This window comes from Pseudomonas sp. GW822-FHT02D10, assembly GCF_058802345.1.
In genome coordinates, this window is record NZ_JBXAOB010000008.1 from 108,149 (window position 1) to 133,934 (window position 25,786).

Consider the following 25,786-nt stretch of genomic DNA (forward strand, 5'->3'; position numbering starts at 1 on the left):
TGTACTCCTTATTCAGTGGTGGCGGTGGCCACGACGGCTGGCGTGAGATTCCAGGCCAGTACGGCAACTGCCAACAGGGCGGCGGAGACGATCATCAACAGGCGTGCCCCTTCGAGCCCGAGGAATCCTGCCGTGGTAAAGAACGTCAGGATCATCGGCGCCGAGCCACTGACCAGCAGGTAGTAGAGCGAGCTTTTGGCGGCGATGACGTCGGCTATCCGAGCGTTAGGCGCGGACTCAATCAGGGTTTTACGCAGCTGGATCCGCAGGCTGTTGATACAGAAGCCCAGTAGAAAGGCGGCCGCCATCATCACGTAGAGATTCTGGAAATAAACGATCGCCACGTCAGCGAGGATCACCAGCAAGATGGCGCTGTAGCTGTTGAGCTTGATACGTGGCAACACCGCCGCGCTGAATGCACCCAGACCGGCGAGGCCGCTGGCTACGCCAAACAGGGTCGCGTTCCACTCATTGAGCTTTTGAAAAACGATCGGCACCAGGCTGTTGAACGCGCCGATATGGAAACCGATCATGCTCAGTACGATGATCAGGATGTACAGGTTGCGCGGCAGGTGCAGCGGCTGTGCGGTGTTGATGTCTGCTGCTTGCTCGTGCATGTCGGCAGTGGGTGTCGCCACGACGAAGAGCATGGCCACCAGGGAGAGGATCGCGCCCAGGCTGATGATCTGCAGGGTCTGGTTGACCGAGAACACATCCACAATCACGCCGCCCAGCAGGGCGCCGCCGAAAGCGCCGATCTGGATGGAGGTTTGCATCAGTCGCGACGAGGTGTCGCTGTTGGTCAGGCCGGCGAGCACCAGCTTGGTGTTTTTCGATTCCAGGGTGCTGATGGTGAAGTAGTCAGTGACACCCACCACAAAGGCGATGGCCAGGAAACCGATCGGCAGCAAGGCGGCGTCGGTAAACGAAAGGCCCAGGACGGCGACGAACGCTGTCAGGCGAATGTACAACAACCGTTTCATGCTCAGTTCAATGGTGAAAAACTTGCCGATGTACTGTTCGCACAAATAAGGCACCACCGTCGCCACACATAAGGTCGCACCGACCAGGAACGTCGAGCCGGTGGTCTCCAGGCCAAACCAGACCATGGCAATGACGATCGCCATGTCCAGGCCGGTAAAGAGGGTTACGATCGAGTAGAACGCCGCAAGTGTTGATTTATTAGTCATAAGATCCGTCAATCGTAACGAGAGATTTTAAGTAAAGGCACACACCGGTCGGTGGCGCCCACGACAGTACTGATCTGGTTTCTGACACGGACGGTGGGCAGGGACTTCTTTTCCAGGTTGCACACCTTGTAAGCATTGTCGTGCCACGGGCAGATCACACTCTGTCCGTCACCGCTCACTTCGCCCATGTGCAACGGGCCACCTCGATGGGGGCAAGCCGTTGGCAATAGTTGGGTTGAATAAGCGTGGCGCTTGAGAAAGTAGGTTTTCTCTTCCACGGCTACATAGTTGGCGTGGGTGATGCTCAGGCTGATGGCTTTCATTGGGCGGGTTTACTCAAATGGCCGTGACGGTGTAAGTGCAGGACGTGCTGGTGACGTACGTGCCATGAATCATCCCTTTGGGAATCACGACGCCTTCCCCGGCCTTGAGGCGGATGGTCAATTCGGGGCTGGCGATGAAATCCAGCTCGCCCGATTCGACCCAGAACAACTCATCATTCGGGTGGGTGTGTAATACCGACAGTTCATGTTCGGATTCGGTAATGGTCAGGTCCACCGGCTTGCGGCCCTGGAGGGCAGCGGCCTGTGCACGATGTTCGTCCATCTCGTCATGCCATTTGATATGGGCATAGAGTTCTTCGTCGGCGATGTCCTGAAGCAACTTGAACTCTTCAAAACCGCGGATAAGGTCGGGGATTATCTTGTTGCCGAATTGCTTGATCATGGGAATGATCAGGCGCTGGAGGGCCATTCTTCCGTGATGGACATCGATGTGTGAATGTTCATCGAAGTATTCGGTGGACACAGTGCCGTTGAAGATAGTCTTGATGGCGCGTGACTGATGCTTGGTCGTCAGGGCCAGCGTGGCTTCGGTGTAGTACATGGCGCCGATATACCGGAACAGCTCGCCATGGTTGGCCGAAACATAGTGGAAATAGTTGGTGAGCGATAGCGAGCTGGCGGTATAGAACTGCCAATAGTGGTGCACGTGATGCGACATGCCCAGGTCCTTGAGCATGTCTTCAAAAATGGTGCTGTGCTTTTTTTTGTCGATGCCGTAGCCATACTCGTCGATCAGGATCTTGAACAACTCGCTGGTGTAAACACCGCAGTTGCCCAGCACATTGCGCGCCATGGCCGAGGCTTCACTGAGAAAGTCGCCTGCGCATTGAGCCATGAAAAACCTGGCCGCACGTTCTGGCTGCCGGCTGGTGGTCAGCACCTCATAGAGTTTGGATTCGGACTGGGCGACGTCATCCAATACCTTGTCGGTGTGGGCCACGAAGGATTCCAGGCACCAGGGACCGTTGATGTGGACCTCTTCCTTGAGCCAGTTGTACAGGTAGTACTCCAGCAGCGGACGAATCTTTTTGCCGCAGGCTACTTGCTGGGGATCGTAGAAATTCTTGAATTCCTTGAGGTCCAGCTCCATTGGCGGCTTGGGTAAAAAGACCAGGTCTTGCTCATAAATATTCAATAACAACCGCTGCGCCAATAGATGTTGGCTGTTTGAAAGCTGGTCGCTTGTCAGGCGGGTGCTGATGATTGATTCGTTGACATCCTGCGGCCTGGAAGGTCGCTGATACGGGCTACTTGTATAGAAGGTGCGAGGTTGAGCAAAGGCATTGGCGCCACAGTAGTGGGTCAGCGCTTCGGCATCCGCACTTAAAATAAAGGTTGCCGAGTCATCTGAAAGCTTAGTTGTCCATAACATAAGTAGTGCCTTTCTGCGGAGTTGTTCGATGGCCAGATGCTATAGCGTTGTCTTTTTTAAAGACAGATTAAAAATTGTGCGCGCATGTAGTGAAATTTACTAAACGCATAGGGGGAGTTTTCTTTGTCGTTGGGGCTGGTTGATTTTTGCCGGGGTGGCAGCTACACATGTTCGTCGGTTTTTATCGGGCGCACTTGGCATGCCTTTCGACCGGTGACTGAAAGGGATTCAGGAGAAACATGATGTCTGTCAAGGAGTTGATGCCGGCTAGCCCGATCCCTCCAGGAAGTCAGTGAGGATGCGCATCCAGCATTCGCGAAGCGTCGACTAGACGTCGGTGCTTTAGTTGTGGCTGTGCGCTCGGACAGTTTCGTGGTTTCAACGTTTTTAGTAACGCCTCCACTTGGAACGGGTGCCTGCGTGCGTCCAGCATAAATATGTGTTGAAACTGGAAAGTTTATGTTGCGTTGCGTTGTGCCGGGGTGGGTGGTGTTTATGTTTTTTTGAAGGTGTTTTATGGGGGTTGTAAGGCAGTCGTTAAAGTTTAACTTTGAGCTGCGTTTTTAATTCTTTTGATTAACCTCTGCCCAGGTGAAGAATGTCTAAAGTTCCATTGTCGAGTTTCATCGGTGTGCTGGTGTTCTTTGCAGCCCAATGGTTCTTTAGCGGCAGTTTTCAAGCTTGCGCAGGGTTGAGCAACAGGACTGGGAAACGCCAGTCGCTGAGGATTGGGTTGAGCGCCTGAATGAGGCAATAGCTGCAGCTGATGGGGACGTCGTGCTGGTGCGCCCAGGCTTGGGGCAGTGAATTGGTCTGGGTGGAAAGTGCTGGCCATATCAACGGCCAAACCGGATATGGACCCTGGCCCGAAGGCGTTGAGTTAATGTTCAAACTGACGGGCGACCCGCAGTTTCAGCTTAAGTAGCCCTCAAGGGGCTGGCTATGGCAGTGACAGGATTATTTCAGGCATTAAAAAGCCGGCTTGTGGCCGGCTTCTCGGGGACGGGCTTGGTTCATTTTTGGTAAACCGTACCAGCCTTCAAAACGTACACCCGGATCTTGCGTCCGGCTGTGGGACTTGGCGAGAAAGTCATCTGCCTTGTCGGTGCGATCGGACCGGCGCAGGGCGAGTCGATGCAAATGTGGGGCGCAGCATACTGATTTTTTTGGAAAATTCCCAGCTTGAAGTGCTACCCAGAGCATTGTGCTGCTTAAAAGGGCGGTGGGGTTTCAACTGAACGGCACCGGCGGCCGCTGTTTGTTCAGCGTGGACCACCAGAAAACCCAGCCGAGGATTTCGATGTTCTGCGCTTCGATCTCTTTGGCGCTGAAGATTTCGTCGGGGTAGCCGCTGCTGTTGTGGCTGCGCAGTCGCAGAGCGCCGTTGGGGAGGCGGTGCAGGTATTTGATGCGCAGCATGCCGGCGTGTTCGAGGGCGTAGATCTGGCCGTCGACGACCTGGGTCAGGCTGCGGTCGATGGCCAGCGTTGAGCCGTCCTCGATTTTCTCCGACATGCTGTCGCCAACCATAGGCACGCAGATGGCCTGGGCCGGCTCGACTTCCAGGCCCTCGAGATAGTGGCGCGGCAGGCGGACGAACTCGCCGGGTATTTCGGCAACCTGGGTGTCGCTGGCGCCGGGGGCCGTGGGGACTTCTTTATACAGCGGAATTTCTATATCGGCCGAATCGACGTTCACGATGTACACGCCGCGTGTTTCTTGCGCGTCGAAAACATTGCCGGTCTGATCGGCAAGTTGGCCCGGATAGGGGGGCATGGGGCCTTCGCCGTTGAGCAGCCACAGGCTATTGACGCTTAAAAGGCGGGCGATTTCGTCCATCCGCGGGTAGGGAACGCCGCGGATGTACCAGTTGTTCACGTGCTGGGGCTCAACGTTGCAGAAGGCCGCGAATTCCGTCGGGGTGATGTTCACCGCTTTCAGGAGCGCTTTGAAGCGTGGGCCGCATTTGTGCTTTTTCATAACTACGGAGTTTACGGGCCGGGGTGGCGGGATTAAATAAACAACCGGGTCAATTTTCGCGGGAATATTCTGGTGTAGTGCAGGATATTGTTAGTTCATATTAAACACGTCTAAACGTTAGACTTTGTTTCATTAAACGCTCTGTTTATTCTGGCGGTTTAAACGCATAAAAAAACCCCGGATAACCGGGGTTTCTCTTGAAGCTTGCCGCTAGAAGCTTACTGCTGCTTCTCAGCCTTTATAGGCAGCAACCGACTTCATGATCGCGTCGCGAGCGGCGTCTGCGCCGGCCCAACCTTCGATCTTCACCCATTTGCCTATTTCGAGATCCTTGTAGTTCGCGAAGAAGTGCTCGATCTGCTGAATCAGCAGCGGTGGCAGGTCAGTGTATTCCTTCACGTCAACGTACAGCTGGGACAGCTTGTCGTGTGGAACTGCGATGACTTTGGCATCGCCGCCGCCGTCGTCGGTCATGTTCAGGATGCCGACTGGACGTGCGCGGATCACCGAGCCTGGAGCAACCGGGTAAGGGGTCACAACCAGCACGTCGAGGGGATCACCGTCGTCTGCCAGGGTGTTCGGGATGAAACCGTAGTTGGCCGGGTAGAACATTGGGGTGGCCATGAAACGGTCAACGAACAGGCAATCGCTGTCTTTGTCGATTTCGTATTTGATCGGCGCGTGGTTGGCCGGAATCTCGATCGCGACGTAGATGTCGTTCGGCAGGTCTTTGCCAGCCGGAATCTTGCTGTAGCTCATTGGGCGGTGCCCCCGTAAGTGGCCAAATGACTTGGCCGGATTGACCAAAAAGTGGCCGCGATTATAGGCATATTCCGTCGCCTGTGCCACGTGCCAGAGGTCGTATAGACCCTAGTCGTGTGCCCGATAAGCCGGATGTCCGGCTTGCAGTTGCTTGAGCCTGGCCAGTGGGTCCTGGCGGTAAAACAGCTGCAGTTGCTGATAGACCTGTGGATAAGTCTGGTGCAGTAAATCCGGGGCGCTGAAGAAGTATTCGCTGGTAACGGCGAAGAACTCGGCCGGATTTTCCGCCGCATAAGGGTCGATCGGGGTGTCGGCGTGCGGGTGGCGATCCAGTTGACGATTGAGGTCGTCGTAGGCGTGCTGCATGACTTTCGCCCAGTCGCTGACGCGCATGTCGCCGTGCAGCGGCGGCAAACCGTTGGCGTTGCCATTGAGCATGTCGAGCTTGTGCGCCAGTTCGTGGATCACCAGGTTGTAGCCTTCCCAACCACCGCTGGCCATCACGCCAGGCCAGGCCAGAATGATCGGTCCCTGTTGCCAGGCTTCGCCGCTGTGCTCGCCGTCCCATTCATGCTCGACGCCACTGGCATCGCGATGGCGCTGCGGGCTGAGGAAGTCGTCGGGGTAGAGCACGATTTCGTGGAAACCCTGATACCAGTTCAGGTCGCCCAGGTGCAATAGCGGCAGTTGTGCTTGCGCTGCGAGCAGCAGGCGTTGTTCCTGGTGCAATTCAACGCCGGGCAGGCAGGTCAGGTGTTTGTCTTGCAGAAAGAGCACGGCGGCCTCGCGCAGCCACTGGTCTTCGGCCTCGCTGAGTCCGTCGAGAAAGCTCAGATGTTGGCGCACCCGCTGCCAGGTTTCATCGGCAACGGGGTGCTTGGCCAACGTACGCTGGCGGCGCCAGGCGTTGAGGAACCACATGGACGCTCAGCGCGACTCGGCTTTTTTGGAACTCGCGTTGGCCAGGCGATTGCGGATCACGCTAATGATCATCGGCAGCAGCGACACCAGGATGATGCCCACCACCAACAGCGACAGGTTTTTCTTGATGAACGGTACGTTACCGAAGAAATAACCCAGGGTCACCAGGCCGCCGACCCAGAGGATGGTGCCGAACACGCTGAAGGCGAAGAAACGCGGGTAAGGCATTTTGCCGACGCCGGCGACGAACGGTGCGAAGGTCCGGATGATCGGCATAAAACGCGCCAGGGTCACGGTCTTGCCGCCATGCTTGTCGTAGAAGTCATGGGTTTGTTGCAGGTAGTCGCGACGGAAGATCTTCGAATTCGGATTTCTGAACAACTTTTCGCCGGCCGTTCGCCCGATGAGGTAGTTGGTGCTGTCACCGAGAGTCGCTGCCAGCATCAGCAAGCCGCCCAGCAGCACCGGGTCCATGCCGCCACCAGCCGCTACTGCGCCTGCGATGAAGAGCAACGAATCGCCCGGCAGGAAAGGCATCACCACCAGGCCGGTTTCGCAGAAAATCACCATAAACAGAATGGCGTAGATCCATGGCCCGTAGTTGGTCACCAGCAAGTCGAGGTAGACGTCGAGATGCAGGATTAGGTCGATCGGGTTGAAATCCATGGTGGGCACCTGTGGTAACGGCCCGACTCAGCAGGCCTGTGCGAATGTTTTCGAAAATTAGGCTACAGGACCGTGGAGTTATTCTTACAGCCTGTGAGGCTCTGGATTATACGGACTGAAAGGTGAAAAGCGTGTCGAGTTTGTAGCGAGGGATTTCGAAGAGGTCAGACTGGAACGATGGAGATGATTCCTGTGGGAGCGAGCCTGCTCGCGATTCTGGCGCCTCGGTGTGTCAGTCATACCGAGGCGATGCCATCGCGAGCAGGCTCGCTCCCACAGTGTCTGGTGTGGATCAGAGCTCTTCGCTGATCGGCAAGACGTAGTTCTTGAACTCGGTGTCTTCGCGAAAACCAATGGATTCGTAGGTTTTCTGCGCCACTTTGTTATCGCTGCTGGTGGACACACGCATGCGGACAGCCTGGGTTTCCTTGGCCATTCTCTTGGCGGTGCGCATCAGGTTGTCGGCGACCAATTGGCGGCGGGCATCTTCGGCGACGTAGATGTCGTTGAGGATCCACACGCGCTTGAGCGACAGCGACGAAAAACTTGGGTACAGCTGACAAAAGCCCAGCAGCTTGTTGTCGTCATCATCGGGCAGGGCCAGATAGATCACCGACTCTTTGCGCCGCAGGCGCTTTTCCAGAAAGGCCCGGGACGAGTCTGGATAGGGCAGCGCGCCATAAAACTCGCGGTACTTGACGAACAAGGGCGTCAGAAGGTCCAGGTGCTCGAGGGTTGCTTGAGTAATCCGCATGCTAGACCTCAACGTCAAGTAGATAGGGCGGCAGTTTCCAGTGGATACGACGGCAATCGGTTCACTACTCGGGCAGCCGTTCGTCGACTCTGCCTGAAAGCGGATCAAAAACGCAATTCGGATACGGCTCAGTCATTCGGCGGACTGAGTAGGAAATTTCCTTTCATATCAGCGTCATCTTTCGACTCAAGAGTCTGGACCTGGGCTTCGTCCTTCAGGTTGACCCCCGACAACTGCCGTCGACAGGCCTCGCGCATCAAGTAAAGCAAACGGTGTGCCGCCATGCCATAGCTCAAACCTTCGAGCCGGACATTGGAAATACAGTTGCGATAGGCGTCCGTCAGGCCGACCTTTGGATTATAGGTGAAATACAAGCCGAGACTGTCTGGCGAGCTGAGGCCAGGGCGTTCGCCGATCAGGATCACGACCATTTTTGCGCCGAGCAATTCACCGATTTCGTCAGCCACGGCGACACGGCCCTGTTCCACCAGAATCACTGGCGACAGCGACCAGCCTTCGGCCTGGGTTTGTTCCTCCATGCGCGCTAGAAACGGCAAGGTGTGCCGATGCACCGCCAGCGCCGACAGGCCGTCGGCTACGACTACCGCCAGATCAACGCCGCCTGGGTTGGCCAAGGCATGTTCGCGGAGCTTTTGCGCGGACTCGTCACTCAGCTTGCGACCCAGGTCTGGCCGTTGCAGATAACTGTGGCGATCAGTGGCGGCGCTATGCAGCAGCAGACTGTCGCGCCCGCGCTCGGCCAGTTGCTGGCTGAGCCCGGGATGGTCGAAGGGCAGGTGCACAGCGTCGCGGGCCTCGGCGTGGGCGTACTGGAAATCCAGTTGCGCGCCGGTCGGCATACTGGTGCCGGAACGACCCAAAGCGATGCGTGCCGGGGTCAGGCGGCGCAGTCCCAGCCAGGGGTTTTGCGGATCGACGGTTGGTTTATCCATCAGCAGATTACTCATCCCAGTTGCGCCATGGCCTGGCGGAAGGCCGGCGGCAGGTTGTTGCCGAAGTGAACCTTGCCGTCACCTTGGGTGAAGATGCCCATTTTTGCCAGCCACCTTTCGAACTCCGGCGCAGGTTTCAGGCCCAGGGTCTGGCGCGCGTAGAGCGCGTCGTGGAACGAGGTGGTCTGGTAGTTGAGCATGATGTCGTCGGAGCCGGGGATGCCCATGATGAAGTTGATCCCGGCCACGCCCAGCAGCGTCAGCAGGGTATCCATGTCGTCCTGATCGGCTTCGGCGTGGTTGGTGTAGCAGATGTCGCAGCCCATCGGCACGCCGAGCAACTTGCCGCAGAAGTGGTCTTCAAGGCCGGCGCGGATGATCTGTTTGCCGTTGTAGAGGTATTCCGGGCCAATGAAGCCGACCACGGTGTTCACCAGAAACGGCTTGAAGTGCCGTGCCACGGCATAGGCGCGGGTTTCACAGGTTTGCTGGTCGATGCCGTGATGGGCGTTGGCCGACAGCGCACTGCCCTGGCCGGTTTCGAAGTACATCAGGTTTTGCCCCAGCGTGCCGCGATTGAGGCTCAAACCTGCTTCGTAACCTTCCTGCAGCACACTCAGGCTGATACCGAAACTGGCGTTGGCCGCTTCGGTGCCGGCGATCGACTGAAACACCAGGTCCAGCGGCACGCCACGGTTGATCGCCTCGATGGAGGTGGTGACGTGGGTCAGCACGCAGGCTTGGGTCGGGATTTCGTAGCGCTGGATCACCGCATCGAGCATTTCCAGCATGGCGCAGATCGAGGCGATGCTGTCGGTGGCCGGGTTGATACCGATCATCGCGTCGCCGTTGCCGTAGAGCAGACCGTCGAGGATGCTCGCGGCGATGCCGGCCGGTTCGTCGGTGGGGTGGTTGGGTTGCAGACGGGTCGACAGGCGACCGCGCAGGCCCATGGTGCCGCGAAATTGAGTCACTACGCGGATCTTCTGCGCCACCAGCACCAGGTCTTGCACACGCATGATCTTCGACACGGCGGCAGCCATTTCCGGGGTCAGGCCAGGGGCTAGCGCCCGCAGGCTGTGCTCGTCGGCCGCGTCGCTGAGCAGCCAGTCGCGAAAACCGCCGACCGTCAAGTGGCTGACAGGCGCAAAGGCGCCGGCGTTGTGGGTGTCGATGATAAGGCGGGTGACTTCGTCGGATTCGTAAGGGATCAGCACTTCTTGCAGGAAATGCTTGAGCGGGATGTCAGCCAAGGTCATTTGCGCGGCAACCCGTTCGCCATCGTTCAGGGCGGCGACGCCGGCCAGGAAATCCCCGGAACGCGCCGGGCTGGCCTTGGCCATGACTTCCTTGAGGCCGTCGAAACGGTAGGTCCGGGCGCCGACGGTATGGGCAAATGCAGCCATGAGCGGTGTCCTCTTGATTCTATAAGTGACTCAAGTACACCGCTGACCCCCTCTGGGAGCGAGCTTGCTCGCGAATACGGTGTGTCATTCAGCACATATGCCGGATGTCAGACCGCTATCGCGAGCAAGCTCGCTCCCACACTGGATCTCAGTGCACTTCAATAATGCATGCGCCGGGAAAACGGCCCGGCGCAGGTGCACGTTATATACCGGTGAGCATCGCGTCCGCCGGTGCGTCGGAGCGTTGTTTGGCGGTCAGTTGGAAGTAGATGAAACCCGCCACCATGAAACCGAGGAAAATCATCCCGATCAAGGCATTGAACCAGGCCATCGCCACCAGGCAGACCACCGCCAGGAACAGCGCAATGCCCGGCACGATCGGATAACCCGGGGCGCGGAAGGTGCGTTCCAGCAACGGCTCGGTTTTGCGCAGTTTGAACAGGCTGAGCATGCTGATGATGTACATCACGATGGCGCCGAACACCGACATGGTGATCATCGCAGCGGTCAGCGTCATGCCTTGCAGATTGACCAGCCCGTCGCTGTAGATCGCCGCGATGCCGATCACGCCGCCGGCCAGAATCGCCCGGTGCGGTGTCTGGAAACGCGAGAGCTTGGCCAGATACGTCGGCAGGTAACCGGCGCGAGCCAGGGCGAAGAACTGTCGCGAGTAACCGAGGATGATCCCGTGGAAGCTCGCCACCAGACCGAACAGACCGATCCACACCAGCATGTGCATCCAGCTGGAGTTGTTGCCGACCACGGCTTTCATCGCCTGTGGCAGCGGGTCGTTGATGTTCGCCAGTTGACGCCAGTCGCCCACGCCGCCGGCCATGACCATCACGCCCATCGCCAGGAACACCAGGGTCAGGATGCCGCTGACGTAAGCCTTGGGAATCGTCCGTTTCGGGTCCTTGGCTTCTTCGGCAGCCATGGCCGCGCCTTCGATGGCGAGGAAAAACCAGATAGCAAACGGTATCGCCGCAAACATCCCGGGGATCGAGCCCATCGTGAACTCGCTCGAACCCGACCAGCCGTTGAGCACGAAATTGCTGAAGCTGAAGCCCGGTGCAACCACGCCCATGAACACCAGCAATTCGGCGACCGCCAGCACGGTCACCACCAGCTCGAAGGTTGCGGCAATGCTGACGCCGAGGATGTTCAGGCCCATGAACACGACATAGGCGCCGACTGCGGCGATTTTCGGGTCCAGATCCGGGTATTGCACGTTCAGGTAGGCGCCGATGGCCATGGCAATGGCCGGTGGTGCAAAGACGAACTCGATCAGCGTGGCGATCCCGGCGATCAAGCCGCCTTTCTCACCAAAGGCCCGTCGGCTGTAGGCAAAAGGCCCGCCAGCGTGGGGAATCGCGGTCGTCAACTCGGTGAAGCTGAAGATGAAACAGGTATACATCGTCGCCACCATCAATGAGGTGACGAGAAACCCCAGGGTGCCTGCGGTGCCCCAGCCGTAACTCCAGCCAAAGTACTCGCCGGAAATCACCAGGCCGACGGCAATGCCCCATAGGTGCAGGGTGCCGAGTGTGGGTTTGAGCGTTGTTGAAGAAGTCATAAGTCCTCTCTGTCTTTTTTATTGTTTGATCTATTGGACTTTCGGGTAGGGCGGTTTAGGTGGATCGTCACTGTTCACGCAGCGGTTTATCTGTCGATCGGGCAGGCAAAGCCCGTGCCAGAGGGGCAGGGCGATGATTTTTGGTTGGTTGGAACGCCATCCCTGTAGGAGCTGGCGAAGCCTGCGATCTTTTTCAACCTTGCGACGGGAGCTACCGACAGGCAAAGATCAAAAGATCGCAGCCTGCGGCAGCTCCTACGCCGGTTGGGTTAGAAGAAGCCCAACGGATTGATGTCGTAGCTCACCAGCAGGTTTTTGGTTTGCTGGTAGTGGTCGAGCATCATTTTGTGGGTTTCACGACCGACGCCGGACTTCTTGTAACCACCGAACGCGGCATGGGCCGGGTACAGGTGATAGCAGTTGGTCCAGACGCGACCGGCCTTGATCGCCCGGCCCATGCGGTAGGCGCGGTTGATGTCGCGGGTCCAGAGGCCGGCACCCAGGCCGAACTCGGTGTCGTTGGCAATCGCCAGGGCTTCGGCTTCGTCCTTGAAGGTGGTGATGCTCACCACCGGGCCAAAGATTTCTTCCTGGAACACACGCATTTTGTTGGTGCCCTTGAGCAGGGTCGGCTGGATGTAATAGCCGGTCGCCAGATTGCCCTCGAGTTTTTCCACCTTGCCGCCGGTCAGCAGCTCGGCGCCTTCGCCTTTGGCGATTTCCAGGTAGGAAAGGATCTTGTCGAATTGCTGCTCGGACGCCTGGGCGCCGACCATGGTGTCGGTGTCCAGCGGGTCGCCACGTTTGATTTGCAGAACCTTCTTCATCACCACTTTCATGAAGTCGTCGTAGATCGACTCTTGCACCAGTGCGCGGGACGGGCAGGTGCAGACTTCGCCCTGGTTGAAGAACGCCAGTACCAGGCCTTCGGCGGCTTTCTCGATGAAGGTCGGTTCGGCTTGCATGATGTCGGCGAAGAAGATGTTCGGCGATTTGCCGCCCAGTTCCACGGTGGACGGGATGATGTTTTCGGCGGCGCATTTCATGATGTGCGAGCCGACCGGAGTCGAGCCGGTGAAAGCGATTTTGGCGATGCGTTTGCTGGTGGCCAGGGCTTCGCCGGCTTCTTTGCCGAAACCTTGCACCACGTTCAGTACGCCGGGCGGCAGCAGGTCGCCGATCAGCTCCATCAGCACGGTAATGCCCAGCGGAGTTTGCTCGGCGGGCTTGAGTACCACGCAGTTACCGGCGGCCAGGGCTGGAGCGAGTTTCCAGGCGGCCATCAGGATCGGGAAGTTCCACGGGATGATCTGCCCGACCACGCCCAGCGGTTCGTGAATGTGATAAGCCACGGTGTTGCCGTCGATTTCCGCGGCGCTGCCTTCCTGGGCGCGCAGGCAGCCAGCGAAGTAGCGGAAATGGTCAGCGGCCAGCGGAATGTCGGCGTTGAGGGTTTCACGCACGGCTTTGCCGTTGTCCCAGCTTTCGGTGATTGCCAGCACTTCGAGGTTCTGTTCGATGCGGTCGGCGATTTTCAGCAGCACCAGCGAGCGCGCCTGAGCAGAAGTGCTGCCCCAGGCATCAGCGGCGGCATGGGCAGCGTCCAGGGCTTTTTCGATGTCTTCGGCCGTGGAGCGGGGGAATTCGGCAATCGGTTGGCCGTTGACTGGTGAGGTATTGGTGAAGTACTGACCTTTGACAGGCGCGACGAACTCGCCGCCGATGTAGTTGCCGTATTGACTCTTGAACGAAACGATAGCGCCTTCAGTACCTGGGTGAGCGTAACGCATGATGAGTGTCTCCTTGGCTTTTGTGCTTATTAGGGAGTACGCGCAGTGAGCGCTTGAGAAGCGTAGAGCAAAGGTCGGGCCAGTGCTTTGCGGGTCAGGTAAATCAAGGGGTTACGGTTTTTTTGAGGGTTGGCGAAGCAGGGGTTGTGACAGATGCGGTACAGCCCTTGTGACAGTTTGTACCGCTTGTGGCACAGCTTGTGACCTGGTGGTCAGCCAGCATTGCAATGCGCTCGACGCTGGAGGATGCTCAGTGCCTGCGATGGACCGTAGGAGCTGCCGAAGGCTGCGATCTTTTGACTTTGATTTTTCAAGATCAACAGATCGCAGCCTTCGGCAGCTCCTACAGGGGTCTGTACACCTTTCGGGGAGAATAATAAGAAATGCACAGCAACCATTTGAGTCGCCATGCCCAGCAAGTCTTGACCGTGACCCAAGGCAAATCCCATTTGCAGGGACCTGGCAGCGATCCGTCCATCGCCCGTTCCTGGCTGCGTTGTCTTGAGGACTATCACCTCGACCCGGCCCTGACCATGGCGCCGACGGTGCTTGAGCACGGTCGTGTACTTGAAAGTCGCGAGCGCTTGCAGCAAGTCCTGCACATCGCTGACGGCGAAATGACCAGTCTGCATCAACAACTCTCCGGTGCCGGCCACGCGGTGCTGTTGACCGACGCCCGCGGGGTGATCCTCAACTGTGTCACCGCGCCTGCCGAACGGAGGATTTTCGAGCGCGCCGGTCTGTGGCTCGGTGCTGATTGGAGTGAAGCCTGTGAGGGCACCAACGGCATCGGCACCTGCCTGGTGGAGCGTCAGTCGCTGACCATTCACCAGGATGAGCATTTTCGGGGGCGCCATACAGGGCTGACCTGTTCGGCGAGCCCGGTGTTCGACCCGCACGGCGAACTGCTGGCGGTGCTCGACGTCTCGTCGGCGCGCCACGATGTCTCGCGCCAGAGCCAGTTCCACACCATGGCGCTGGTCAACCTCTCGGCGAAGATGATCGAGAGCTGCTACTTCCTGCGTTACTTCGACAATCAATGGCTGCTGCGCTTTCACTTGCAGGCCGAGTCGGTCGGGCTGTTCAGCGAAGGGCTGTTGGCGTTCGACGGCGAAGGGCGGATCAGTGCGGTCAATCAGAGTGCGTTGAACCTGCTGGGGCATATTCGTGGCGGATTGCTGGGCAAACCGGTCGAGGCATTTTTCGATTGCTCGCTGGATGAACTGCTGGGGCGCGCGAGCGTCAATGCCAGCGCCAGTTGGCCACTGCGCACCCGTGACGGACGGGTGTTGTTTGCGTTGTTGCGCGGCCAGCCCCGTAGCGTCCCAACCCCGGTACTGCAAAAACCGATCATTGCCGAGCGCCCGGCTCTTTCTGGCATTTGTCTTGGGGATGAAGGGCTGCAGGCTGATTTCCGCAAAGCCTTGCGGGTCTTCGAGCGCGATGTGCCGCTGCTGATCAACGGTGAAACCGGCTCGGGTAAAGAGGCTTTCGCCAAAGCCGTGCATCAGGCCAGTCAGCGTGCAGAAAAAGCTTTCGTCGCGCTCAACTGTGCGGCGATCCCGGAAAGCCTGATCGAGAGCGAACTGTTCGGTTATCGCGGCGGCAGTTTCACCGGTGCGCGCAAAGAGGGCATGCGCGGAAAATTGCAGCAGGCTGACGGCGGCACGCTGTTCCTCGATGAGATCGGCGACATGCCACTGGCCCTGCAAACCCGACTATTAAGAGTGCTGGAAGATCGACTGGTGGTGCCGATCGGTGGCGAGCCGCAGGCGGTCAATGTGCGGATCATCAGCGCCACTCACCGCAATTTGCTGGAGCGCGTTCAGGACGGCAGCTTCCGCGAAGATTTGTACTACCGCCTCAATGGTCTGGAAATCGCCTTGCCGGCCTTGCGCGAACGCAGCGACAAGTCCCAGTTACTCGACTTTTTACTGGCTGAAGAGTCGGGCGGGGAGGCGGTGCTGATCGACGGCCCGGCGCGGCAGGCGCTGCTCGACTTCGCCTGGCCAGGTAACGTGCGGCAGTTGCGTAACGTGTTGCGAACCCTGGCAGCTTTGTGTGAAGACGGGCGGATCGGGGTTGAGGATTTGCCGGTGATGATTCGCCAGCCCCGACCTGCGCCGGTGCTTTTGGTTGAAGAAACCTCCGAATATCCACTGGACGATGCCGAACGCCTGGCGTTGCTCAATGCCCTGGAGCAGCAGCGTTGGCACATGACCCATACCGCTGAGCAGTTGGGTGTCAGCCGTAATACGCTTTACAGAAAGCTGCGCAAACACGGGATTGCCCGTTAAACCGCGTCGCGACCAATCGCGAGCAAGCTCGCTCCCACACCGGCTCGTCTGTGTACACAAAATTTGTGAACACAACCGATCAAATGTGGGAGCGAGCTTGCTCGCGATTGGCGTTTGTAAGTCCGAAACACAAGGTGCGATTTTTCCCACCCTACGCTAACCTGCCTCGATGTTTTACGAGGTTGACTATGCACATTCATATTCTGGGTATTTGCGGCACTTTCATGGGTTCGATGGCGGTTCTGGCCAAAGAGCTGGGCCATCACGTGACCGGCTCCGATGCCAACGTCTACCCGCCGATGAGTACACAGTTACAGGCGCAGGGCATCGAGCTGACGCAAGGCTATGATCCTGCCCAACTCGATCCGGCTCCGGATCTGGTGGTGATCGGCAATGCCATGTCCCGTGGCAACCCTGCGGTCGAGTACGTATTGAACAAGGGGCTGCCATACGTCTCCGGCCCGCAATGGCTGGCCGACCATGTGCTGCAAGGTCGCTGGGTGCTGGCGGTTGCTGGCACCCACGGCAAAACCACCACCAGCAGCATGCTCGCCTGGGTGTTGGAGCACGCCGGCATGAGCCCGGGCTTTTTGATCGGTGGTGTGCCGCAGAACTTCTCGGTGTCGGCGCGTCTGGGTGACACGCCGTTCTTCGTGATCGAAGCCGATGAATACGACAGCGCCTTCTTCGACAAGCGCTCGAAATTCGTTCACTACCGTCCGCGTACCGCGATCCTCAATAACCTTGAGTTCGATCACGCCGACATCTTCCCCGATCTGCCGGCCATCGAACGGCAGTTCCATCACTTGGTGCGGACCATCCCGAGTGAAGGTCTGGTGATCCACCCGACTACCGAACCTGCATTGCAGCGCGTTATCGACATGGGCTGCTGGACCCCGGTGCAAACCACCGGTGCGGGCGGGCAGTGGCAGGTCAAGTTGCTCAGCGAAGACGGCTCGAAGTTCGAAGTGATATTCGAAGGCGTCGCCCAAGGTGTGGTCGAGTGGGACATGACCGGTCAGCACAACGTTGCCAACGCCTTGGCCACTCTGGCGGCCGCGCGGCATGTAGGCGTGGTTCCGAGTATGGGCATTGCCGCGTTGAGCGCGTTCAAGAGCGTCAAGCGGCGCATGGAAAAAGTCGCTGAAGTTCACGGCGTCACCATTTACGACGACTTCGCTCACCACCCGACCGCCATCGCCACCACCCTCGACGGTCTGCGCAAACGCATTGGCGACGCACCGTTGATCGCAATCATCGAGCCGCGCTCCAACTCGATGAAGCTCGGCGCGCACCGTGACGGTTTGCCGCAAAGCGTGGTCGATGCCGACCAAGTGGTCTGGTACGCACCGGCGAACCTCGGCTGGGACTTGCCCGCTGTCGCTGCGCTGTGCAGCGTGCCGTCGAGGGTCTGCGATTCGCTGGACGGCATCATCGAGCACGTGAAGCACCAGGCCAAACCCGGCACCCACGTGGTCATCATGAGCAACGGTGGCTTCGGCGGCCTGCACGGCAAATTGGCCGAGGCGCTTAAATGAACAACGGTCCGGATCGCATCACGCTGGCCATGACCGGCGCTTCCGGCGCCCAATACGGTTTGCGCCTGCTCGATTGTCTAGTGCGCGAAGACCGCGAGGTGCACTTCCTGATCTCCAAGGCTGCGCAACTGGTGATGGCCACCGAGACCGACGTCACGCTGCCGCCGAAACCGCAGACGATGCAGGCTTTCCTCACTGAATACACCGGCGCCGCTGCCGGGCAGATTCGCGTGTATGGCAAGGAAGACTGGATGTCGCCCGTGGCTTCGGGTTCCGGTTCGCCGGCCGCGATGGTGGTGGTGCCGTGCTCGACCGGGACCTTGTCGGCGATCGCCACGGGCGCCTGCAACAACCTGATCGAACGCGCCGCCGACGTGACCTTGAAAGAACGTCGGCCATTGATTCTGGTGCCACGCGAGGCGCCGTATTCAAGCATTCATCTGGAAAACATGCTCAAGCTGTCGAACATGGGCGTGACCATTCTGCCGGCCTCGCCGGGTTTCTATCACCAGCCGCAGACCATCGATGATCTGGTGGATTTTGTCGTGGCGCGGATTCTCAATCTGTTGAACATCCCGCAAGACATGCTGCCGCGTTGGGGCGAACACCATTTGAGCAGCGATGAATAAATTATTGAGTTTACTGCTCGCCCTGCAATTGGGCGGCTGCGCCACGGCGCGAACACTGGATGCGGCCCAGCCCGGTGCGCCGGTGGTGTACTCGGGCATGCGCCTTGATCTGTACGCGCTGGATGGTGGTTGTTGCGCCAAGGATCGCTTTGGCGCCGAAGCGCCGAGCTATCCCGGAGTCGACCTGCCGGCCAGCGCACTGCTCGACACGCTGCTGTTGCCGCTGTCGGTGTTGACGGTGCTAGGGGTAGGGTTTCAGGCTACTGGCGGGTTGTAGGAGAGCGCTGCCGCGCTCTATCGCGAGCAAGCTCGCCCCCACAGGTGATCGGCGCTGTTCACATAATCTGTGCTCACAGGAGATCCAATGTGGGAGCGAGCTTGCTCCGGGCGGCGTTCCGACGATGACGGACGACCTGTCACCGCCGATCTATTTGCCCAGCTTGCGCAATTCGTCGGACTCGACAATCCGCACGCCATCCTGTTCTTCCAGTGCCAGCCGCCACATGGCGCGGGCCAGTTGGCAGGCTTCGATGCCGTGGTATTTGCCGGGAATCAGTTTGGACAGCGGGCCTGCCAGTTGTTCGGCGAATCGCGGCTCAAGGCGATCGCCCAGCAGCAGGGAAGGCCGGCAGATGGTCAGTTGCGGCCAGTTCTGGGCCCTCAAGGCATATTCCATTTCGCCTTTGACTCTGTTGTAGAGCACCGAGGATCTCCGATCGGCGCCGATGGCGCTAATCACGATCAGATGTCGTGCGCCCATCTCCCGGGCACGTTTGGCGAATGCCACCACCATGTCCAGATCGACTGCGCGAAAGGCTTGTTCGGAGCCGGCCTGTTTGATCGTCGTGCCCAGACAGCAGTAGGCAATGTCGACGCGTCCACTGAGCTGTGGGAGAAGCGCTGGGGGGTCGCCCACCGGGTTTTCCAGGTGAGGATGCTCGGCCAAGGGCCGGCGTGAGGGTGCCAATACACGGGTAATCGTCGGCTCATTGAGCAGCCGGTCGAGTAGATGTTCACCGGTCAGGCCGGTGGCTCCGGCAAGCAAGACATGCTGAGGCGTCAAGTACATAGTGTTTTCCCCTTGATACTGATTCAGCTTAGTTGGTCTTTGCTTCCTTGTTATTCAGGGCGGTACTTTCGAGTGCCTTTCGTGCTTGCTGCTTGCGTAACAGCTGCCAGCGCGCGAGGACGCCCTTGGGGGCCCAGATCTGTGGTTCCGAGGCTTCGAAGTTGTCTGCTTGCTCGCGCTCGGCGACGGTTGCCCTGGCCAGTTTGAACGCCTGCTCCAGGTCGTCGGTCTGGTTCAGCGCCTGAACGAACAACGCGTCGCCGAAGTAAGTGAAGTCAGCTTCCTCCGAGCAGCCGAACGACACTCGGTCGGCGCGCGAGGCGGTCATGATCAGTGTGCGTTCGTCTTTGAGTACCGGGATGAAACCGCCGGAGTAGCACGCAGAGATCACGATGATCTTGTCGCGGTTTTTTAGCGGCGCGAGGACGGCGGCCAATTCGTCAGCCGGCAAGTCGGCCAGCTCCAGACGGGGTTGGTCGAGTACCAGTTCATGTTCGTGGGTGCCGTGGCTGGTCAGGTAGATGAACACCAGGTCTTCCGGCCCGCTGCGTTCGGCCAGGGTCAGAACGGCACGGCGCAGGTTCTCGCGCGTGGCCATCGGCCGGTCGCCGAGGTGGTCGCGATGGTTGACCAGGCGGATCTGGCCGTAGGCGCCGAAGCGGCTGGCGAGCATGTTGCTGACGTAGTCGGACTCGCGCAGAAACACACTCTGCTTGCCGTCGCCGCCCAGAGTCAGGGTGTACAGCTCGACCGCCGGGGTCGAGGCGGGCACATTGGCCAGTGCTTCTTCGAGCAGGCGCCCTTGCGCCAGCAAGCCCAGCTCGAGGGTGTCCGGCAGCAACTTGCCATTGGCATCGCGTACACGCTGACCGTTGATCCAGTCGCCGCTTTGCACCGTGCCATCAGTCAGCACCAGCGTGCCGTGACCCTGATAGCTGTCGCTGTCGAACTCGCCGACGTAAAAGCTGCCGTCAGCCAGGTTCAAACGGCCTTGACCGGTGAAGCGCCAATCGCTGAATTGGCCGATGTAGTGGCTGTTATCGGCGCCAATCAACTCGCCTTTGCCGTTCAGCGCGCCTTCCTTGAACTGGCCGACCCACACGTCGCCGTCGGCGTTCTCGTAGCGGCCCTTGCCGTTCAGCTGATTCTGTTTGAAACCCCCTACGTAGCTGTCGCCCTCGGCACTGCTGAAGGTGCCGTTGCCTTCCAGCTGGCCGTCGACGAAATTCCCGGTGAACTGATTGCCGCTGGCATCGCCGCGCTGGCCTTCACCGTTGGGTTTGCCATTGGCGAACTGCCCCTGATACTGGCTACCGTCCTCAAGTTCGAGGCGACCGAGGCCGGAATATTGATCGGCCTTGAACTCGCCACGGTAGGTCATGCCGTCCTCTTTGAGGGTGCCTTCACCGTCGCGCCGACCGAGTTTGAAACCGCCGGTGTAGCTGCTGCCGCCGGTGGTCAGCGTGCCCTGGCCATGGAACAGCCCCTGCTGGAATTCCCCACGGTAAACTTCGCCGTTGCTGCCGTGCCATTCGCCCGAACCGTGCCACTGGCCCTTGTCGAACTGACCGGCGTACCAGCTGCCGTTCGGGTAGTCGATCCGGCCCTGGCCTTGCAGCAACCCGTTGACCAGATCCCCCCGATAGCGGCCGCCATCCGGCAGGCGTGCGTCAGGCGGCAACAGCGATTCGCCATCACCACACGCAGTGAGCAACAGGGTCAGAACAAGGGGTGCAAGTGAGCGCATAGCGGGATCCGGGCAATTAGGCGAGGGAGTATGCCGCAGCTATGTGTCTGATATATAGAGACGCGGTGCGAAACAGTAAGAACTCCGACCGCGTAAAAACTACTGCGCTCGGAAATACTGCGTTGAAAAAAGGTTCGGACTGCTCATTTACAACACGTAAACTCCGCGTCCTCACCTTTTTTCGCCTTGTCTTTCCTTCGCTCGCTACGTTTTTACGCGGTCTGTTCGCTTCGCATCCGGCAGGGGTTACACGAATGCCAGCGACAGCGGTTCAGCGATGTACGCAGGTTTATCCGAGCCTTCGATTTCCAGCGTGGCGGTGGCCTTGAGCAGCCATTGGCCGGGTTTCTTCTCGGTGACTTCAGACAGTTCGACCTTGAGACGGACTCTGGAGTCGACCTTCACCGGTTGAATGAAGCGCACGCTGTCCAGGCCGTAGTTGACCACCATCTTCACGCCTTGCGGCAGGACCATGATGTCTTCCATCAGTTTCGGGATCAGCGACAGCGACAGGAAACCGTGGGCGATCGTGCTGCCAAACGGGGTTTGTGCGGCTTTTACCGGGTCAACGTGGATGAACTGATAATCGCCTGTAGCCTCAGCGAACAGGTTGATGCGGTCCTGATCGATGGTGAGCCATTCGGAACGTCCGAGTTCCTTGCCGACATAATCTTTGAGCTCTGCAACGGGAACATAGGGCATTGAGACTCTCCTTGGGTCATCGGTTTTATAGTTTTTCAGGGTGGGGATTTGGCCCCGAACGAACCACTTTAGATCAACATGGCGATTAGATCCGGTCAAGCCTCAATACCTTTGGCGAATACCCATGCATAGCAGGTGCCATGCTTATAATGTCCGGCCCGCATGTGGGGGACGAGTTTTGCTGGAGATGACGGATGTTGTTACGCGGCCTGACCTGGCTGGTGCTGTTTCAATTGCTTGGCACGGCCCTCAACCATTTGTTTTTGCCGGTGCTGCCGGGACCGATTATCGGCTTGCTGTTGCTGCTGGGGTTCCTGGTCATTCGCGGCGAAGTGGCTGAGCCCCTGAACCTGGCGGCGGGCAGTCTGCTGCGTTATTTGCCGTTGCTGCTGGTGCCGCCGGCGGTGGGCGTGATGGTTTACGCCGCTGATATCGCCGCGGACTTCTGGGCCATCGTTGGCGCCCTGGTGTTGTCGGCGCTGTTGTCCATGGCCTTTGCCGGAGTGCTGATGCAACGGCTGATCAAGCGCCATGCGGCTCGTTCGGAGGAGTCGTCATGATCTTCGATTGGCAGGGTGCATTGGCAGCAGTGATTCATCATCCGTTGTTCGGCATCGGCATTACCCTGGGCGCGTATCAACTGGTGCTGGCGGCGTTCGAGAAGACCCGCTGGATTTTTCTGCAGCCGGTACTGGTATCGATGCTACTGGTGATTGGCGTGTTGCTCGCGTGTGGGCTGACGTACGCCGAATACCGCAGAAGCACCGAGATCCTCAGTATCCTGCTGGGGCCGGCAACTGTTGCGCTGGCGGTGCCGCTGTACCTGAACCTGCGGCGGATTCGGCAGCTGTTCTGGCCGATTTTTACTACGCTGGTGATAGGGGGAGTGGTTGCCACCGGCATGGGCGTGTTGCTCGGTTGGTGGTTTGGCGCCGAGCACATGATTCTGATGACCATGGCACCCAAATCGGTCACCTCGCCGATTGCCATGCTGGTGGCCGAGCAGATTGGCGGAGTGGCAGCGTTGGCGGCGGTGTTCGTGTTGATCACCGGGGTGATTGGAGCGATTTTCGGCCCGAGTCTTTTGACGCGCCTGGGGGTCCATAGCCCTGAAGCTCGGGGCATGGCGCTGGGCATGACCGCCCACGCCGTCGGCACGGCGGTGGCGATGCAGGAAAATGAAGAGTGCGGTGCATTTGCCGCGTTGGCGATGAGCCTGATGGGTGTGGCCACGGCGGTGTTCCTGCCGTTGGCGGTGTCGATGGTGGTTTAAGGAAATCTCTATGAGCCTGGCGCTTTTCCCGCTGAACACAGTGTTGTTTCCCGGTTGCATCCTCGATTTGCAGATCTTCGAGGCGCGCTATCTGGACATGATCGGCCGCTGCATGAAACAGGGCGCAGGCTTTGGTGTGGTGTGCATTCTGGATGGCGATGAAGTGGGTGTCGCGCCCGAGGGGTATGCACGGGTCGGCTGCGAAGCGTTGATCACCGACTTCAAACAGCAGGACAACGGCCTGCTGGGCATTCGGGTTCAGGGAGGGCGACGCTTTCATGTGCTGCGCACCGAGGTCCAGCGCGACCAGCTGACCGTCGCCGATGTCGAGTGGCTGGATGATCTGCCCGAGCAACCCTTGCAGGATGAAGACGCCGACCTCATTGCCTTGCTCAGGGCGCTGGCCGAACACCCGATGGTCGAGGCTCTGAACATGGGGACCGAAGCCACTGGCCAGCAATCGCTGGCGAATCAGTTGGCGTATCTGCTGCCATTTTCCGAGCTGGACAAGATCGACCTGCTGCAACTCGACGACCCGCAACAACGTCTGGATGCGATTCAGGCGTTGCTGGATGAGTTGCAGGGTGAGTTGTTTGCCTGAGGTTCGTCAGTAGGCATACCGCGACATCATTTGAGGCAAGTGCCACAGCGCGAAGAACGCGAATAATGCCACCATCACCGGCAAAACCAGCCACCAGACCTTGGCCGGCATCGGGTTCAGAAGTGTCTGGCGCTGGGTCAACGCCAGGCTGGCGGCACACACGCAAGCCGCGAGCGTCGCACCGGCCAGTACATCGGTTGGCCAGTGCGCGCCGAGATAAACCCGCGACAGGGCGATGGATGCAGCCGGCAAACACCCGAGCAGCAGCCAGGTCAGGCGCATGCGCGTTGGCTGGCCTCGGCCGGCCAGTACCGCCAGGGTCAGGAACAACGCAAACGAGCCTGACGAATGACCACTGGGCATGCTGTAGCTGGTCAGTGGGTCGGTCAGTACGTCCGGGCGCATCCGGGCGAACAGGTTCTTGGTTCCGGTGTTCGCCAGCGCGGTGATCAGCAGCGTGCTGCCCGCGAAGATCATGTGCCGCCATTGCCGCGTGACCAGCAGCAGGATCGTCAGCACCGCGCTGATCACCAGCATGTTTTTGAATTCGCCGATCAGGGTGAGCATCACGGCGACTTCATCCAGCAGCGGGCTGCGGTGTTCCTGAACCAGCGTCATCAAGCCCTGATCGATGGCGCTCAGATGCGGGTAACCCATAAACAGTCCACCGAGTATCACCAGGCTAAGGCCGGCGATCAGTGCGGTGACCTGGCGATGACCGCGCAAGCTGCTATTGATGCTCAGGCCCACCAGCACCGCGATGCTGCCGACCACCAGTCCGGCTTGAGACCAGAAACCTGCCGGCAGCGGCAGGCGAATCGCCGCGCCCGTGGCCCAGCCCGGCAGCAGATAGACCACCGACCAGCCTGCACCCGCCAGCAAACTGACAGCAAAGAAACGCGGGAACGGCATGTCGAACATCCCGGCCACCATTGGCAACATCGGCCGCAACGGGCCGATAAAGCGCCCGACCAATAAGCTTGCAATGCCATAGCGCTGGAAATAGCTTTCGGCACCGCTGATCCATTCCGGATGGTGGCGCAGCCCCGGCAAACGCCGAATATTCTGGTGGAAGTGTCTGCCCAGGAAATACGACAGCAGATCGCCGAATACACCGCCAAGGAAGCCCATCAGCAGCGTTTCGCCCAGCGACAGTGCGCCACTGCCGGCCAACACCGTGATGGCAAACAGCAACACCGTGCCGGGCACAATCAACCCGACAATTGCCAGGCATTCAACGCAGGCCACTATCAATACCGCCACCGCCAGCCATTGCGGGTTTACCGTCAACCAGACGGTCAGGCTATCGAGCCATGGGCCCATAAAAACAACTCCATTTCATTTATTGGCCCCGTAGGAGCTGCCGCAGGCTGCGATCTTTTAAGATCAAAAGATCGCAGCCTGCGGCAGCTCCTACGGGGGATAGTGTTTCAGATCAGAAAATAACCACGGTTTGATCGTGTTTCAGATCAGGAAATAGTCGCGGTCTTCGACCTGGCCGCGTCGCAGAGGGTTCCGGGTGCAGTAGGGTGCATAAGCGCTGTCGACGAAGCGGTACATCAGGTGTTCGTCGCGGCCGTGGGGAATGCCCAGACGTGTGGTCTGGATGACATGCGGGGGAGGTGTGCCGACGTCTTCGACAAACAGCACTTCATGATCGAAGCGCTTGGCATCCCAGGTCGGCACTTTCAGGCCCAGCGCCTTGCACAGCAAGGTCTGGCCGGCGCAGAGCTTTTGCGAGGGGCGCGGTCGGTCATTGGCGTCGGGGTTGTTGAGCAGCATCTGCGCCAGGCTCGCCGGGCCGGAGATGTCATCGACCCAGGGATAAGCCGATTTGATCAGCACTGCATTGCCCGGCCCACGGGCGCTGAAGTTCAGCGAATCGCCACCGCGGGCGTAATACATATAGATGTGGCCGCCATCCAGAAACAACGCCTTACGCTTTTCTGTGTAGCCGAGGGAGGCGTGGCTGCCTTTTTCTTCGCAGTAATAGGCTTCGGTCTCGATAATCCGCGCCGAAAGCCACAGCTCACCGACTCGATGGCGGATCACTTTGCCCAGCAATTCACAGGCAAGCAGCTGAGCATCACGGTTGAAAAAGCTGTCAGGCAGGGCTTTTGGCAGTTTCGCAGTGGTCAGAATGGGCATAGCGGCCGAATTGATCAGGCTAAATGTGACGGAATGATAACAACTCCTGACTTAATCGAGGCTGAACACTG

At 59.0% G+C, this 25,786-nt stretch carries 26 protein-coding genes; 9 read left to right on the forward strand and 17 right to left on the reverse strand.

Annotation, left to right across the window (positions count from 1 at the left end; all coding sequences use genetic code 11):
- Positions 1-8: 8 nt before the first annotated feature.
- The 3 genes from AC1RPZ_RS15300 to AC1RPZ_RS15310 are packed head-to-tail and all read right to left on the reverse strand — an operon-like array spanning position 9 to position 2,906.
- Positions 9-1,190 (reverse strand): MFS transporter, encoded by a 1,182-nt coding sequence (locus AC1RPZ_RS15300; protein WP_493137843.1) that lies wholly within the window; start codon positions 1,188-1,190, stop codon positions 9-11.
- A gap of 8 nt (positions 1,191-1,198) precedes the next feature.
- Positions 1,199-1,513 (reverse strand): Rieske 2Fe-2S domain-containing protein, encoded by a 315-nt coding sequence (locus tag AC1RPZ_RS15305; protein WP_493137844.1) that lies wholly within the window; start codon positions 1,511-1,513, stop codon positions 1,199-1,201.
- Positions 1,514-1,526: 13 nt separating this feature from the next.
- On the reverse strand, positions 1,527-2,906 hold the full coding sequence (locus tag AC1RPZ_RS15310) for an iron-containing redox enzyme family protein (protein WP_493137845.1): 1,380 nt from the start codon (positions 2,904-2,906) through the stop codon (positions 1,527-1,529).
- 681 nt (positions 2,907-3,587) lie between these two features.
- Here AC1RPZ_RS15310 and AC1RPZ_RS15315 point away from each other — a divergent pair.
- A complete protein-coding gene (locus AC1RPZ_RS15315; protein ID WP_493137846.1) occupies positions 3,588-3,713 on the forward strand; it encodes an alpha/beta hydrolase in 126 nt (41 codons plus the stop codon).
- Positions 3,673-3,831, forward strand: coding sequence for an alpha/beta hydrolase (locus AC1RPZ_RS15320; protein WP_493137847.1), 159 nt, complete (start codon positions 3,673-3,675; stop codon positions 3,829-3,831). The genes AC1RPZ_RS15315 and AC1RPZ_RS15320 overlap by 41 nt, the downstream gene beginning before the upstream one ends.
- Positions 3,832-4,136: 305 nt before the next feature.
- Here the strand turns inward: AC1RPZ_RS15320 and AC1RPZ_RS15325 are convergent, their stop codons facing one another.
- From AC1RPZ_RS15325 to exaC, 9 genes are all read right to left on the reverse strand, one after another.
- Positions 4,137-4,886, reverse strand: a complete 750-nt coding sequence (locus AC1RPZ_RS15325; RefSeq protein WP_493137848.1) for a S24 family peptidase — start codon at positions 4,884-4,886, stop codon at positions 4,137-4,139.
- Positions 4,887-5,117: 231 nt separating this feature from the next.
- A complete protein-coding gene (gene ppa / locus AC1RPZ_RS15330) occupies positions 5,118-5,645 on the reverse strand; it encodes an inorganic diphosphatase (RefSeq protein WP_493137849.1) in 528 nt (175 codons plus the stop codon).
- 111 nt (positions 5,646-5,756) lie between these two features.
- On the reverse strand, positions 5,757-6,569 hold the full coding sequence (locus AC1RPZ_RS15335) for a M90 family metallopeptidase (protein ID WP_493137850.1): 813 nt from the start codon (positions 6,567-6,569) through the stop codon (positions 5,757-5,759).
- Positions 6,570-6,575: 6 nt separating this feature from the next.
- The gene (locus tag AC1RPZ_RS15340; protein WP_493137851.1) at positions 6,576-7,235 is read right to left on the reverse strand and encodes a DedA family protein; all 660 of its coding nucleotides are present in this window, start codon (positions 7,233-7,235) and stop codon (positions 6,576-6,578) included.
- 292 nt (positions 7,236-7,527) lie between these two features.
- A complete protein-coding gene (locus AC1RPZ_RS15345; protein WP_493137852.1) occupies positions 7,528-7,989 on the reverse strand; it encodes a GNAT family N-acetyltransferase in 462 nt (153 codons plus the stop codon).
- Between the two features lie 128 nt (positions 7,990-8,117).
- Positions 8,118-8,942, reverse strand: a complete 825-nt coding sequence (gene eutC / locus AC1RPZ_RS15350) for an ethanolamine ammonia-lyase subunit EutC (RefSeq protein ID WP_493137951.1) — start codon at positions 8,940-8,942, stop codon at positions 8,118-8,120.
- A gap of 11 nt (positions 8,943-8,953) precedes the next feature.
- The gene (locus tag AC1RPZ_RS15355; protein WP_493137853.1) at positions 8,954-10,348 is read right to left on the reverse strand and encodes an ethanolamine ammonia-lyase subunit EutB; all 1,395 of its coding nucleotides are present in this window, start codon (positions 10,346-10,348) and stop codon (positions 8,954-8,956) included.
- Positions 10,349-10,550: 202 nt separating this feature from the next.
- Entirely contained in the window at positions 10,551-11,921 is a 1,371-nt protein-coding gene (gene eat / locus AC1RPZ_RS15360; RefSeq protein ID WP_493137854.1) for an ethanolamine permease, read from the reverse strand.
- A gap of 269 nt (positions 11,922-12,190) precedes the next feature.
- Positions 12,191-13,711: an acetaldehyde dehydrogenase ExaC gene (exaC, locus tag AC1RPZ_RS15365; RefSeq protein WP_145016385.1), complete on the reverse strand. Its 1,521-nt coding sequence runs from the start codon at positions 13,709-13,711 to the stop codon at positions 12,191-12,193.
- A gap of 383 nt (positions 13,712-14,094) precedes the next feature.
- On the opposite strand from exaC, the gene AC1RPZ_RS15370 reads away from it, so the two are divergent.
- From AC1RPZ_RS15370 to AC1RPZ_RS15385, 4 genes are all read left to right on the forward strand, one after another.
- Complete coding sequence (locus tag AC1RPZ_RS15370; RefSeq protein ID WP_493137855.1) at positions 14,095-16,008, forward strand: sigma-54-dependent Fis family transcriptional regulator; 1,914 nt, start codon at positions 14,095-14,097, stop codon at positions 16,006-16,008.
- 188 nt (positions 16,009-16,196) lie between these two features.
- Positions 16,197-17,546, forward strand: coding sequence for a UDP-N-acetylmuramate:L-alanyl-gamma-D-glutamyl-meso-diaminopimelate ligase (gene mpl, locus AC1RPZ_RS15375; RefSeq protein ID WP_493137856.1), 1,350 nt, complete (start codon positions 16,197-16,199; stop codon positions 17,544-17,546).
- Positions 17,543-18,175: a flavin prenyltransferase UbiX gene (ubiX, locus tag AC1RPZ_RS15380; protein ID WP_493137857.1), complete on the forward strand. Its 633-nt coding sequence runs from the start codon at positions 17,543-17,545 to the stop codon at positions 18,173-18,175. The genes mpl and ubiX overlap by 4 nt, the downstream gene beginning before the upstream one ends.
- Positions 18,168-18,452, forward strand: coding sequence for a YceK/YidQ family lipoprotein (locus AC1RPZ_RS15385; protein WP_493137858.1), 285 nt, complete (start codon positions 18,168-18,170; stop codon positions 18,450-18,452). The genes ubiX and AC1RPZ_RS15385 overlap by 8 nt, the downstream gene beginning before the upstream one ends.
- A 150-nt stretch (positions 18,453-18,602) precedes the next feature.
- Here the strand turns inward: AC1RPZ_RS15385 and AC1RPZ_RS15390 are convergent, their stop codons facing one another.
- The 3 genes from AC1RPZ_RS15390 to AC1RPZ_RS15400 form a co-directional block, all read right to left on the reverse strand.
- Entirely contained in the window at positions 18,603-19,244 is a 642-nt protein-coding gene (locus AC1RPZ_RS15390; RefSeq protein ID WP_493137859.1) for an oxidoreductase, read from the reverse strand.
- Positions 19,245-19,272: 28 nt separating this feature from the next.
- Positions 19,273-20,991 (reverse strand): C13 family peptidase, encoded by a 1,719-nt coding sequence (locus AC1RPZ_RS15395; RefSeq protein WP_493137860.1) that lies wholly within the window; start codon positions 20,989-20,991, stop codon positions 19,273-19,275.
- A 246-nt stretch (positions 20,992-21,237) separates the two neighbouring features.
- On the reverse strand, positions 21,238-21,693 hold the full coding sequence (locus AC1RPZ_RS15400) for a MaoC family dehydratase (RefSeq protein WP_493137861.1): 456 nt from the start codon (positions 21,691-21,693) through the stop codon (positions 21,238-21,240).
- A gap of 194 nt (positions 21,694-21,887) precedes the next feature.
- On the opposite strand from AC1RPZ_RS15400, the gene AC1RPZ_RS15405 reads away from it, so the two are divergent.
- The 3 genes from AC1RPZ_RS15405 to AC1RPZ_RS15415 are packed head-to-tail and all read left to right on the forward strand — an operon-like array spanning position 21,888 to position 23,567.
- Entirely contained in the window at positions 21,888-22,253 is a 366-nt protein-coding gene (locus tag AC1RPZ_RS15405) for a CidA/LrgA family protein (RefSeq protein ID WP_493137862.1), read from the forward strand.
- Positions 22,250-22,966 carry an LrgB family protein gene (locus AC1RPZ_RS15410; RefSeq protein ID WP_493137863.1) on the forward strand — a complete coding sequence of 239 codons (717 nt, stop codon included), beginning with the start codon at positions 22,250-22,252 and terminating at the stop codon, positions 22,964-22,966. The genes AC1RPZ_RS15405 and AC1RPZ_RS15410 overlap by 4 nt, the downstream gene beginning before the upstream one ends.
- 10 nt (positions 22,967-22,976) lie before the next feature.
- Entirely contained in the window at positions 22,977-23,567 is a 591-nt protein-coding gene (locus AC1RPZ_RS15415; RefSeq protein WP_493137864.1) for an LON peptidase substrate-binding domain-containing protein, read from the forward strand.
- A gap of 6 nt (positions 23,568-23,573) precedes the next feature.
- Here AC1RPZ_RS15415 and AC1RPZ_RS15420 read toward each other — a convergent pair whose 3' ends face one another.
- On the reverse strand, positions 23,574-24,890 hold the full coding sequence (locus AC1RPZ_RS15420; protein ID WP_493137865.1) for a bifunctional DedA family/phosphatase PAP2 family protein: 1,317 nt from the start codon (positions 24,888-24,890) through the stop codon (positions 23,574-23,576).
- A gap of 141 nt (positions 24,891-25,031) precedes the next feature.
- Positions 25,032-25,715, reverse strand: coding sequence for a DNA-3-methyladenine glycosylase (locus tag AC1RPZ_RS15425; protein ID WP_493137866.1), 684 nt, complete (start codon positions 25,713-25,715; stop codon positions 25,032-25,034).
- Between the last annotated feature and the right edge of the window lie 71 nt (positions 25,716-25,786).